Source organism: Spirosoma arcticum, assembly GCF_054779955.1.
This window is the reverse complement of the sequence record NZ_BAAGXG010000016.1, coordinates 102,380-114,600: the sequence shown is the minus strand read 5'-3', so window position 1 is coordinate 114,600 and position 12,221 is coordinate 102,380. Positions and strand designations below refer to the sequence as shown.

At 46.0% G+C, this 12,221-nt stretch carries 11 protein-coding genes; 6 read left to right on the top strand and 5 right to left on the bottom strand.

From position 1 onward, the window contains the following. The 3 genes from ACYVHB_RS26760 to ACYVHB_RS26750 form a co-directional block, all read left to right on the top strand. Nucleotides 1-317, top strand: a 317-nt coding sequence (locus ACYVHB_RS26760) for an HU family DNA-binding protein (RefSeq protein WP_461054952.1), incomplete at its 5' end; no start/stop codon positions are given. 324 nt (nt 318-641) lie between these two features. Next, a complete protein-coding gene (locus ACYVHB_RS26755; RefSeq protein WP_461054951.1) occupies nt 642-1,325 on the top strand; it encodes a DUF6624 domain-containing protein in 684 nt (227 codons plus the stop codon). Between the two features lie 72 nt (nt 1,326-1,397). After that, on the top strand, nt 1,398-1,841 hold the full coding sequence (locus ACYVHB_RS26750) for a hypothetical protein (RefSeq protein ID WP_461054950.1): 444 nt from the start codon (nt 1,398-1,400) through the stop codon (nt 1,839-1,841). 92 nt (nt 1,842-1,933) lie between these two features. On the opposite strand, the gene ACYVHB_RS26745 is transcribed toward ACYVHB_RS26750, so the two are convergent. The 4 genes from ACYVHB_RS26745 to ACYVHB_RS26730 form a co-directional block, all read right to left on the bottom strand. Further along, nucleotides 1,934-2,500, bottom strand: coding sequence for a TlpA family protein disulfide reductase (locus ACYVHB_RS26745; protein ID WP_461054949.1), 567 nt, complete (start codon nt 2,498-2,500; stop codon nt 1,934-1,936). 231 nt (nt 2,501-2,731) lie between these two features. Further along, nucleotides 2,732-3,085, bottom strand: a complete 354-nt coding sequence (locus ACYVHB_RS26740; protein ID WP_461054948.1) for a hypothetical protein — start codon at nt 3,083-3,085, stop codon at nt 2,732-2,734. A 178-nt stretch (nt 3,086-3,263) separates the two neighbouring features. Then, the gene (locus tag ACYVHB_RS26735; protein ID WP_461054947.1) at nt 3,264-4,406 is read right to left on the bottom strand and encodes a redoxin family protein; all 1,143 of its coding nucleotides are present in this window, start codon (nt 4,404-4,406) and stop codon (nt 3,264-3,266) included. 115 nt (nt 4,407-4,521) lie between these two features. After that, the gene (locus tag ACYVHB_RS26730) at nt 4,522-5,163 is read right to left on the bottom strand and encodes a cysteine hydrolase family protein (protein ID WP_461054946.1); all 642 of its coding nucleotides are present in this window, start codon (nt 5,161-5,163) and stop codon (nt 4,522-4,524) included. A 703-nt stretch (nt 5,164-5,866) separates the two neighbouring features. On the opposite strand from ACYVHB_RS26730, the gene ACYVHB_RS26725 reads away from it, so the two are divergent. Then, complete coding sequence (locus ACYVHB_RS26725) at nt 5,867-6,121, top strand: hypothetical protein (RefSeq protein WP_461054945.1); 255 nt, start codon at nt 5,867-5,869, stop codon at nt 6,119-6,121. Between the two features lie 300 nt (nt 6,122-6,421). Here ACYVHB_RS26725 and ACYVHB_RS26720 read toward each other — a convergent pair whose 3' ends face one another. After that, nucleotides 6,422-7,186, bottom strand: a complete 765-nt coding sequence (locus ACYVHB_RS26720; RefSeq protein ID WP_461054944.1) for an SDR family oxidoreductase — start codon at nt 7,184-7,186, stop codon at nt 6,422-6,424. Nucleotides 7,187-7,902: 716 nt separating this feature from the next. Here ACYVHB_RS26720 and ACYVHB_RS26715 point away from each other — a divergent pair. After that, the gene (locus tag ACYVHB_RS26715; RefSeq protein ID WP_461054943.1) at nt 7,903-10,032 is read left to right on the top strand and encodes a hypothetical protein; all 2,130 of its coding nucleotides are present in this window, start codon (nt 7,903-7,905) and stop codon (nt 10,030-10,032) included. A 761-nt stretch (nt 10,033-10,793) separates the two neighbouring features. Further along, nucleotides 10,794-12,119 (top strand): ATP-binding protein, encoded by a 1,326-nt coding sequence (locus ACYVHB_RS26710; protein WP_461054942.1) that lies wholly within the window; start codon nt 10,794-10,796, stop codon nt 12,117-12,119. Nucleotides 12,120-12,221 lie beyond the last annotated feature (102 nt).

Genomic DNA, 12,221 nt, shown 5'->3' with positions numbered 1-12,221 from the left:
GATCGAGGATGAGAAAACAAGATGTAATTAACCGAGTCACGGCCCAAACCGGCCTTGATCCCGAAGTCAGCCGGTTCATTCTCGAAACCTTTTATAAGGTTGTTAAAGATTCATTAATTGAGGGCAAACCCATTTACATTCGCACCTTCGGGAGTTTCATTCTCAAAAGGCGGGCGGGCAAAACGGCACGCAACATCAATGCGAAAACCGCGGTGTCCGTAGCGCCCCGTGTCATCCCCTTATTCAAGCCCAGCACTGAGTTCGTCGATCAAGTCAAACAGGGAGGAAACCAGCGCAACTCGGCAAATACAGCCTAGTAACACCCGTAACCTGGGGTGGTGACATCGTATGTCACCACCCCAGGCGGTCTACTTTTTATCCCCGCGCGGTGGCCGCCTTTCCCACCTTTTTTGGATCAATACTTTTTGTATTATTTCAAGGGGGATTTTATAAGGATTCTTATATTAAGAGAATATTCTAAGATTCAACACCCCTCAGGAGCCATATATAGGGGCTCGATTGTACGTTGGAAAGGGGAGAAAGAAGCTCGGTATTATTTCAATCGATTATCCGTAGATTGGACCACCTATTGCGGGTAAAATCATGTCAAAATGAGCTTGTTTTGTCTTTACTGGTGATCTATGAAAAGCGTTCTATTGTTACTGGTACTACTGTGTCTAAGCCCGCTTGTGGCTATCAGTCAGGTTAACCTATTACTGAAACGGGAGCTAGACAGCATGTATGTGCTAGATCAACGTTATCGAGCTTATATGGGCCAGGTAGGCAAGAATCAATTACTAGCCGATAGCCTGATGACAGCTTTCCAGATCAAAGACAACTTAAGCGGAACCTTATGGACTTATCAGAACCGAGTAGATAGTCTAAATCTGACTCGCTTAGAGCAGATCGTCAAAATATATGGGTATCCCGGTAGCTCGCTGGTTGGTAAACCCACGAATGAGGCCGCTTGGTACATTCTTCAACATTCCCCTAAGATTGGGCTCTATTTCCCCCTCGTCAAACAAGCTGGTCAAGCCAACGAATTACCTTTCTCCTTAGTGGCGATGATGGAGGATCGGCTATTAACCGAACAACTTAAACCTCAGACTTATGGTACACAGATCGCCTGCTACCCACTGCGCGCCAATTCGACCAAACAGGAATGCTTTGTTTGGCCTATTCTGGACCCTAACCAAGTCAATCAACGTCGAACTAAAGCTGGTCTAGCTAAAACGGTCGAAGAGAATGCTAAACGCTTTGATATTGAATACAAAATTTTGACTATGGAAGCGGCAAAAAAGCGTTATGTTCTTGGAAGTCTATGATTAAAAGTTTGATTATTAGCTTGATGAATTCAGATCAAGTTAACGTATTGCCACTTATAAAACTCAAATTTTATGCGATACAACAGACCAATAGTTCTGGCTTGCCTATCACTGGTAATTCTCAACTCTTGCGACAAGGACGAATTAGAAGGTGGCTATCTGCCTATTGGAAAATTCGCCAATCGTACAACCGCTGAAACTGAGGCTTTGAAAACACTGATAAACCGATTTTCAGCGTTACCAACATCAGGCTACTACAAAGTGAAGTATGAATTTGATGATGTCCAACTCGCTCCAGGAGTTAACGGAAGCGGGTATCATAAACATGCAGTCTGGTACGATAAAGCTAATAGTGAGTTAGGAGTCGAGTTTGATATCTACAGTGGAACGAGTTGTCGATGGAACAAGGTCGATCAGATGAGTTTACAAAAGATTGTTGATTCTAAGCAGGGATTGGAAGCAGCTAATCAGTTAGCGACTCCCACCGGGAGTCAGCAAAATTGCTTTAAGGAATGACGCCATGAATTTGATATTTCGGGGATTGAACGTAGCAAATCAGTATCTGCAATTTCTAAGTTGCATCCCTTAACATAAGGCCACTTATACAACTACTTAATCATTTGTTCTATAGCCATTGGAAGATCACTTTCCGCTATTTTTTGACCCGTTTTTGGGTTCATGGTACCAAAACGCATAAAGCGTATAAACCCATCACTATCTACCACAATGTGGTAGGGGTAGCCGATTAGCGTCATTGATTTGAATAAATCTTGAGCCTCCGGTATAATCGTATAAGTAAAGGTTTGATGGATAAGAATAGCCTTAATCTTATCAGCGGTTTCCGGGGATAGAGCTAAAAAGATGATATCACGCTTAGGGTACTTAGCTACTAATTCATTCAGCGAAGACATTTCATATACGCAAGGCAGACAAGTAGTTGACCACATATTCAAAACCGTTATCTTACCCTTAATCGATTTATTATTAACGTTGTTACCTGCCAGATCCTGAAACGCGAAATCAGGTAATTTTTTTCCAATCCAGCTTTTAGCTACCTCTGCTGCGCTGATTATTACGGCTTTTTGAGGTATTGATTGACTAAGACCAGATTGACCAGCAAAGGCTAAACCAACAAGTAGGCAAATCGAATACCAAGGAGATAGTTTGGCGTACATAGGATGATTGAGTAGCTGTGTTCAACTAGATAAACAGTGGTTGTAAGAATTTCGAGCTCATATGTGGAAGAGTGAAAATTGTGACTATTTCCATAATTGTTCTATTATATTTTGCTACTCATACTTCAAATTGTCTCATAACATATTGTTAGTTATAAAACAGAGGTCGGAAAAGTGTAAAAATTACCTATACTTGGAACCGCTTGTTTATTGTATTTTTCTTGACTCCTGTTAAAAGTTTATACTTTGGATATGTCGGGCAGCCACGGCAAAAATCAACTGCCGTGTCTCTTCGCTATCTAATTGATAAGTCCTATATAGAGCTCTTGCCAGAGACGAATACAAAAAAGATATCCCACGCTTACATTTTGCGACTAGAGCTGAATCAGGTTCAATTTTAGGTTTTATCAGCAAGTCATTATAAGAGATAAAATTTACACCGTCTGGATTAGGTGCAGCGGGTGCTTTTGGTCTGAGTTGTTGCTCAGTCTGAAGCGTAAACCACAATTTTGCATAGCTTATAAACTCATTTCTGAAATTGGTGTCATTATAGATTTCTTCGATTAACTCTTGATGTGTTCTCATAATCGGTAAGCTGAGTGATAATGACCTAATAATTATCAAGTTAAAGTATAATTCGAACATTACATTCTGACCGCTAACAAGTCGTATTCTTTTTAGGGCAGTTTTATAACTGAAGTTATGTTAATAAAATAAAAATATATTTCATTTGAACGAATAACTGTTCATCAAAGTAAAATAATTACATTCGCTGAGAAAGAAAAGTACTTAAATCTTGGGGACTAATATCTCTTCGAATGATCGTGCCGTGTTCGTCTAGCAAGAAATTAGACGGAAAATAAGTAATTGATAGTAGGCCAACCGTGAGTTTACCGGAGGGATCTAAATAATGAGGCCAATTTAATCCGTTGGTTCGAATGGTTTTTTTCCACAGTTCTATTTCCGTCGATTTATCGATAGAAATTCCAACGATAGTAAACCCCTTAGTTTGATAAGTAGTAAATATGTTTTTGAGTTGAGGAAACTGTTGCAGACACGGTCCACAACGACTGAACCAGAATTCAATGAGTGTATATTTTGATTTGTGGTCAGGGGAAATGGATACCGACTTACTACCTATATCAATCAAGGAGAGAGAAGGGAAAATTTGCCCAATAGCGGTTACTTTTGACGAGTTTAGCCGTTGAGCGATCATCTTGCCAGTAGGTGTGTTTTTCAACGAGGCAGAAAAAGCCTGGTAGAGCGAGTCAAAGATGGGTTGATAGCCATCTCCCATGTCTCTAACTAATTGCCATAAGCTCACATACGAAGTAGGATACTGCTTAATGTAGCTGAGATAGCCCAATTGCTGTTGATGGATTAACCGGGCTCGGTTTCGACTAAAAGCCGTTTGCAAACTGTCTAGTATATGAGCATCAGTAATAGCCGACTTTTGTCCTAAGTATTGCTCGAAAGCCTGCTCTCGCTGTTTACTAATTGGCAAAATATAATTGTCTCTGAACTGGTTATACTCAGTCATTGTCTTTGTGGCTAGTTGGGGCTTCTCTCGGAGCGAATCAACGTTACACGTAATGGTTTGACTACTGGGCTCAATGAAGAAATAGTCTGATATGTAACCGGGCCTGATTTGAATTCGATAACTACTAGGATAAGCCATTTTTCCCTCTAGTAGAAAGCGTCCATGTATAATTTTAGTCTCGTAGTTGTTCTTTAGATTTGGATCGAACCCCTCGCCACTTGGCACCAAAGTAACCGTTCCCGTGTCGCGATTAACTGTTCCCTGTAATTGATAGGTCAAGTTTTTGGCTTGCCCAAATACGATGCTGTGTGTAAAAACATAAGCGATTATGAATAACATGCAGGAGCCTAATTTCATCTTTTTCATGGATTTTACTTGGTAAACTCCAACTTCCCTCACAAGGTTGTGAAAGTGAATTTGTGTTATATAAGTACCAATTATGTAAAGTAGTCGATTAACAAAGCACAAGCGCGTTGCCGTCTCATTTAGCCTTAAGAACTTCACAGATTGTATCGGTGTCGGTTAGTAGGGCGTCCCCTGAATACGCAATATTATCAATGGAACGTTGAGCCGCTTCTTGGTGGCCTGCCCCACAAGCGTCCGTGACAAGAATGGCCATGTAGCCTAAGTCGGCAGCCTGGCGTAGGGTCGGATCAATGCCGATCTCGGTGGCAACGCCCACGATGATAAACGAGTTAAGCCCACAGTCGCGTAAAACGGTATTCAACGGGGTGCCTTCAAAAGCAGACATGGCGATCTTGTCCAAAACGGCCTCACTCGGTAGCGGCTCCAGAGCGGGCGTTAGCTGAAAACCCGGCGAAGTAGGTAAGAACCAAGGTTTAACGTCTTCAACGGTGTCTACTCGTTGCCAAGCCATAGCCATGCGTAGTTGGAAGACGCCCATCAGTTCTTTGGGCATTGACCGATGTCGCATGAAGATGACGCGCAAGCCTGCCCGACGAGCGGCCGTTAGCACGCGCAGTACTTGTGCGGTCAGGTGGTCGCTATTCTTGATTTGATTCAACACCCCAATCTGCATGTCGTATACAATTAAGGCCGTTCGTTGGGGGTCACAAACCTCCGCCAAGTTTTGGGGAATGTCCAAGCCGTATGCCTGTTTCATAATTTATGTTTACTCAGGTTATTAGTTCTATAATCAGCACTATGATAAGCTGGGCGAAAAGTTAAACATAACTCGGTTTTGTGGTACCACAAATTTGGTGTTCATTCGACGGGCCCCGTTCAGTTGAGCCACCAACCATTCCTGGACCGCTTCGTGGCTGGTGTTGGCCATTAACGCTTGAAACTCAGCCGTGCCCGGCGTATTGGTAGCCTGGAGATTGATCACCCTTTCCAACCCCCAATTGAGAAGTATTTGCTTCGCCTTGACAAAGCCATGACGACGATCATTCGACTGTCCGCTCTGGATTCAACTTAGATGCGTTAATAAACCTGTCCTTAATTCAGGGCTGATATTGTCGTAGCCATCAGGAAGGGCATATGACCCATTATGTCCTGTTTGGCAAAAAGACCAAACGCCCAAGCCTTATTTAAAAAAAGAAACGAAATAAGTGGTGACTTTAAGTAAAACAATTCGTCACATTAGGAGCCTATAATTAAGTTGGTAAAAGATTAGGATGGCCTATCTACCCTCTTGAGCTTCAGAACGACTGGCTCGTTGGAGCCAATCCGCTCCTGTAGGCTTATCCACGCCTATAGTTTGTTTTGTCCACTTTAACTCTCTGTTGGTTACGATGAAATCATTGCCACCAAGTAATGCCAACCGAAATTCCTTTCAAGAAACATTTGAGGAATACGTACGACGAGTGACCAGTCGATATGGTCTGGATGAAGTGATCTATCAGCAGCAGGTGGTCAATAAAATCGACTTCTCTGACTTATCGGATTTGGATCAGCAGGGGTTTGCCAAGTGGCTTGATGAGCAGTTTTACATGAAGCTGGGGCTTGTCACGGCCCTGCAACGGGGTTTACAGATCAAGGTTGGTAGGCAAAAACCGGCGACACCGACTACCCCTGGGGGGAGCTACACCGTGCGCATCGGGGGGTGTAGTTCAAAGTAGATGTTCATTTGTTGAAGCGATTTTCTTTACGAATAGGATTGATGAATTATTTGTACTTAAGCAATACCAATAGGTAAGTTTATTGTTAATGTTTTTACTTCTAAAATAGTACATTACTAAGATCAGATTACTGCCTTTTACCGAACACGTCTTTAAGATCGTTTACGGTAATGGCTAAAGAAAGGTAGCCAGTCCAATTCCGTAGCTTTACAGTAGATTAGTCAACGTTTTTAGGAATAAGATTGGACCGGTCAGCGCATTCGCTTTACCGAAGCCAATGCCTTTGTAGTATCAGGTTTTTCATCGGATGAAACCACCTTCCGAATGAATAACTTGACCTGTTATCCATTCTGCTTCATCACTCGCTAAAAAAGAAACTAATCGGGCTGCGTCATGTGGTGTTCCAATTCTCCCCATTGGCGATTTTTCAAGAAATACTTTGGTTAAATTGTCGTCCATCCAACCGGTGTCTGTAGGACCAGGATTTATTGCGTTAATTGTGATGCCATGTTTTGCGATTCGCTGAGAAATTGTTCTTGTTAATGTTTCAACCGCTCCTTTAGTTATTGCATACGCAATTTCGTCACTCATTTCTCCTAACGATTGGCCTGAAGTCAAGTTGATAATTCTTCCACCTTGACTTAACGTAAATCTTTTTGTAAATTCTAATGTAAGTAGCGTTGTTGCTCTCAGGTTAATTTCATAATGTTTATCTAATTCATAGGCTGAGAAATTTGTAATGTTGGTCTGAGTGCTATAAGTCGCGTTATTTATAAGAACTGAAGCTGGACCCAACCTATTTTCAACTTCATTAAATAATAATTCTACTGAGTTTACATTTGAAAGGTCAAGTTCTAATTTCTCACATTTTACACCATACTTAATAACTTCATTTTGAATCAAATTTGGCTCCTCAGCGCCTACTTTCCAAGGCATTTGATTATCGTAGGGTGTCCAATAGGTAAAGAAAATGTCAATATTGTTTCGGGCTAGTTCACTACAAATAGCATAACCGATCCCTTTGAACCGGCTAACTCCGGTAACTATAGCTATTTTTTTATCCATTTATTCAGGTGTAATAGTTTTCGGAATTTGGGGTTCATTAAATTTCTTACTAACTCGCTAATTGCCACACATTCAACAGATAGCACGTGTGTTACATTGCTGTACTAGTCCAACTCTTACCGGTCAAGCGGTAGACCGTTTTGACTAAGAGCAACTCTACAAACCTAAATTTGCCCAACCGGAGGATCGGCGTTGCTGGCCTTTCTCGTGTCAGCCACAACCCGCCAAACGAGCAAAAAAGCCTGCCCTCTGGGACGTGCAGCCTGTCGCAAGCAACCCACCGAAAAATCACTTTACAGACATTTTGGACTTGCTACCGTTTACTGGACACTCCGTTAAGATCGCATTATGGTATCAGGTATAAGGAAGTAGTTCCATTGAGCTTATGATTTATCAAAAGTAGTATTTTTCCGTTGTGCACACTATAAGATTTGCCCTCCCCTTTGCAATATTTAATACTTTTCAAAATTATTATTCAGAAAAAGCAGCGATTATCAAGACAAAAATGCCAAGTTTACTAATTGTACTAAAACAATAAACAGGGCTGAACAGGCTGTCAAAAACTTTAGATCTACAAAATGGTATATTCCCAAATCTGACCTCTGACCTCCCCTCAATAAATTATTTACCATTGGTACACAGGTAAGGAGGTTTATTGCCCCAAGCTAATTATTATTACGAGGTATCCCAATCTTCGTAATACTAACGCTTCAGTTATGAATAAACTTAGTCCTACTCAGGCGCTCGGTTGGTTAAGCGCGTTGCTGCTGCTCTTCTCCTGGAACCTACAGGCAGAGGTCAATCCGAGTCGAATCGCTCACCGCTATCTGGTTCAGTCCACCGAATCCTGCAATGTATCGACTCTGGCCATTGACCCCGTCCCCATCAGCCTGACGGCCACGGCCGGGACGCCTTTCACCTACGTTGTGCCTCTGTTGCTGCCCATCCCCAACGCGGCTTACACGGCGACGGGTCTACCGGCCAACGGCTTAAGCCTGGGGTATAATCCAGCTACGTCCTCGGGGCGCATCGAGGGCACACCCACCACGGCGGGGGTGCTGAGCGTGACCGTCACGGCCACTGGCCAGACCTCCAACCCGGCTATCACCACCGCCTTTGTCGTTTACACCATCACCATCAACCCGGCGGTGCCGACCAGCCTGACGGCCACGGCCGGGACGCCTTTCACCTACGTTGTGCCTCTGTTGCTGCCCATCCCCAACGCGGCTTACACGGCGACGGGTCTACCGGCTAACGGCTTGAGCCTGGGGTATAATCCAGCTACGTCCTCGGGGCGCATCGAGGGCACACCCACCACGGCGGGGGTGCTGAGCGTGACCGTCACGGCCACTGGCCAGACCTCCAACCCGGCTATCACCACCGCCTTTGTCGTTTACACCATCACCATCAACCCCGCTCCGGGAACCCCGCCAACTAACAATCCGCCCGTTGCGCCCAGCATTCCCAGTCAGACGGCAACGGTTGGCATAGCTTATTTTCAGAACACGCCTTCGTTCACCGATCCCGATGGGCAGGCCATCGCCGTTCAGGCTTTCGGGCTGCCACCCGGTCTGAGTTATACGGGCACCGCCAGCGGTATTGTGGCCGGTACGCCTACTACGGCCGGTGTCTACTCGGTCTCGTTGGTGGGCACGGATCTGGGTAACGGTACCATTACGGGCGGGCTGTCAGCTACCGCCGTTTATATCATTACTGTATCTCCGGCCTTGCCCGGTAGCGGTTCGCTCACGCTGCTGGCTCCGACTTATAACTGCACCACGGGTGCGTTTACCTTCAACACCAGCGGGGGCGACGGTTCGCCAATTACCTTTGCCGCAATCGGGATCACCAGCCCGACGACCAACCCTAACCAATTCGTTGATCAGGAACTGCGCACCGCTGCCGATGCGCCCCTGATTACGCTGTCCGCTATCCAGAATGGCACACTCGTGACCTATGTGTGGAATATTCGCGCTCAGTGCCCGGTCGGTCCGGGCACTGAGCCCATTACTCCGCCAGGTGGTGGTGCCCTGACGCTGCTGGCTCCGACCTATAACTGCACTACAGGTGCCTTCACCTTCAACACCAGCGGGGGGAGTGGTTCACCAATTACCTATGCTGCAATCGGCATTACCGGTCCGACGACTAACCCCAACCAATTCGTCGATACCGGTTTGCGCACCGCGCCTGATGCACCCCTGATTACCCTGTCGGCTACTCAAAACGGCACGACGGTGACTTACTTATGGAACATCCGCGCTCAGTGCCCAGTCGGTCCGGGTACTCCGCCCATCAACCCACCGGTTGGTTCTGCCTTAGTGCTGCTGGCTCCAACCTATAACTGCGCTACAGGAGCGTTTACCTTCAACACGAGTGGGGGCAACGGCAACCCGATTGAGTACCGGGCCGTGCCGGGTATCACCGACTGGACGACGAATCTCAACCAGTTTGTGGATGAAGGCTCGCGAACGGCCAACGACGTGCAACCCTTCCTCTTAGAGGCTCGTCAGAACGGGGTGGTTGTGAGCTTGGTGTGGAATCTGAAGGCCGCCTGTGGCCGGGCCCGGCTGGGGGCTGGTGAGCCGGAGCGTCGCTTGCGGGTGATAGTGCTGGGCAACCCGGTTGTGGGCGAGACGGTGCAAGTGGAGGTGAGCGGAGCTGAAGACCTGCCGCTGCGGGTGACCTTGACCAACTTACTAGGTGGCCCTGTGAGCGAGGAGCGCATCGGGCAGGCGGCTGCCATGGAACGGATTAGCGTGAAGTTGGGCCGTTCAGGGGGCGTATACCTGCTTAAGGTGAGTAGCCCTAGTCAAACAAATGTGGTGCGGGTGCTGAAGACAGAATAGCCTAATCAATCGGTTACACATTGCCATCCAAACAAAAAGCCCGAATCGCTATGATTCGGGCTTTTTGTTTGGATAGACCAACACAGGGGAGGTACAACCGCTAGGTGACGCTTATCAAAGTCTTTATGTAGTGTTTTATTAATCATGGGCCCCAAACGGCCGTTGCACCGATATTCGGCCCGCCCAGGGATGCCGGTGGTGCGGCAGTCCGACCACAGCGTATTGGTTGCCCTAGCACAAGCGTGCGATTTGGCAAAGCGACATACATTTACTTAACTGGTTATGCCTGATTACATTCAAACGAAGACACTCCTCGATTTTATAAATTTACGAGAATAGTAATTTGCCGTTATATTGGCTATGGAGCAGGCTTACTATAGGTTTTAACTATTTTGTATTTTTCATAGTTATTGTTCAGAAAAGCAACCTTTTCGTGGACGCTTTTAAGTTAATAACTGATCGACCAACCTGGCCAGCCAAGTTCGAATAGTCGTTCATTTATCAAAGGGTTTTCGTGAACAAAGAGAGTTGAACTCGTATTTGCACTAAAGCAATAAAGGAAGCTGAAAGGGCTATGAGAAAACTTTACTATTTTAATAGTACACTATTTAGATTATACTGATTGCCTCTTACCAAGCACTACGCTAAATGATCTTAAAGTCGTGTCCAGTAAAAGGTAACAAGTCCACTTTTAAAAATACTTCGATTTGGACTGTGCTTATGGCAGTCCGCTGACCGATCTCGTATCTTTACGGCTGACTATGGCCGAATCTCAACTCATTGAATATAAGGAAAGTTGGCGCGATGAATACCTCAAGTGGATTGCCGGATTCGCCAATGCTCAAGGTGGTACCTTGTTGATTGGCCTCGACGATCAGGGGCAGGTTGTTGGTCTAGATAACGCCAAGCGATTATTAGAAGACTTGCCCAATAAGATTCAGAATACGTTAGGTATCGTCGCCGATGTAAACTTACGAGAGCAAGCTGGTAAGGCCTACCTAGAGATTGTTACCCAACCCTATGAAATGCCCGTCGCCTATCACGGCGAGTATCATCTGCGGAGCGGTAGTACCAAGCAGGTGCTCAAAGGCAACGCCTTGCAGCAGTTTTTGCTGAAGCGGTTGGGCAAGACCTTTGATGATGTCGTTGAGCCGAAAGCTAGCTTGGAAGACCTTGATCTTGAAGCGATCCAAGCGTATGAGCAACGGGGCGTGGAACGACAGCGACTGGCTCAGGATCAATCGGCTCAGACAGGCCTGGTTACCTTCCTGGATAACCTGAACCTGATTGATGCCGAAGGAGGACTGAAGCGGGCCGCTTTAATCCTGTTTGGCAAACAACCTATGCGCTTTATTTTGGGAGCCCATGTTAAGGTCGGCCGCTTTGGCAAGGATGCTACGGAACTCAAGTTTCAGGACGAGTTGAGTGGGGATAGTTTTCGACTGGCTGAGCGTACGTTGCAACTCCTAGACAGCAAGTATTTGCCCGGTTTAGTTACCTATCAAGGCCTGTATCGACAAGAGCGGTTGCCCTACCCACCCGAAGCCATTCGTGAGGCCCTATTAAATGCCATCATGCACAAGGACTACTTTGGAGGCCCCATTTTCATTTGGGTGTACGAAGATCGACTGGTGTTTTTCAACGAAGGCTCTCTGATCGAGGGATTGACCCCAGCCGATCTGCAACAGCCTCATTCCTCGCGTCGTCGTAATCCCACCTTAGCGATGGCCATGTTTCGGGGCGGTCTGGTAGAAACCTGGGGCCGGGGTACCTTGAAGATGATATCCGAGTGCCGAGCTTGGGGCTTGCCTGACCCTGTATTTGAAGACAAACAAGGCGGGGTCTGGGTGACCTTCTTTGCCGATCGTTACCAGGAAGATCGGTTGCGGCAGGCGGGGCTGAATGAGCGACAGATAAAAGGGGTTCTATACACCAAGCAACAGGAGCGAATCACCAACGCTGACTACCAACGTCTCAATAACTGCTCGCGCAACACGGCCAGCGCTGATCTGAAAGAACTGATTCAACAGGGCTGGGTGAAGCAACAGGGCACTAAGGGCGCTGGCTCCTTCTATGTCTTGTTATAGTGAAGCTATTGCACAAATTGCACATCCATTGCACATCCATTGCACAATTGCGTTCAGTAAACACGTCAAGGTGTCGAAAATTGGATCTACTCATCAGTAACC

Coding starts and splice junctions, on each gene's coding strand:
- ACYVHB_RS26745 (WP_461054949.1), bottom strand. CDS start 2,500: ATGTACGCCAAACTATCTCCTTGGTATTCGATTTGCCTACTTGTTGGT.
- ACYVHB_RS26735 (WP_461054947.1), bottom strand. CDS start 4,406: ATGAAAAAGATGAAATTAGGCTCCTGCATGTTATTCATAATCGCTTAT.
- ACYVHB_RS26720 (WP_461054944.1), bottom strand. CDS start 7,186: ATGGATAAAAAAATAGCTATAGTTACCGGAGTTAGCCGGTTCAAAGGG.
- ACYVHB_RS26730 (WP_461054946.1), bottom strand. CDS start 5,163: ATGAAACAGGCATACGGCTTGGACATTCCCCAAAACTTGGCGGAGGTT.
- ACYVHB_RS26750 (WP_461054950.1), top strand. CDS start 1,398: ATGCGATACAACAGACCAATAGTTCTGGCTTGCCTATCACTGGTAATT.
- ACYVHB_RS26715 (WP_461054943.1), top strand. CDS start 7,903: ATGAATAAACTTAGTCCTACTCAGGCGCTCGGTTGGTTAAGCGCGTTG.
- ACYVHB_RS26740 (WP_461054948.1), bottom strand. CDS start 3,085: ATGAGAACACATCAAGAGTTAATCGAAGAAATCTATAATGACACCAAT.
- ACYVHB_RS26755 (WP_461054951.1), top strand. CDS start 642: ATGAAAAGCGTTCTATTGTTACTGGTACTACTGTGTCTAAGCCCGCTT.
- ACYVHB_RS26710 (WP_461054942.1), top strand. CDS start 10,794: ATGGCCGAATCTCAACTCATTGAATATAAGGAAAGTTGGCGCGATGAA.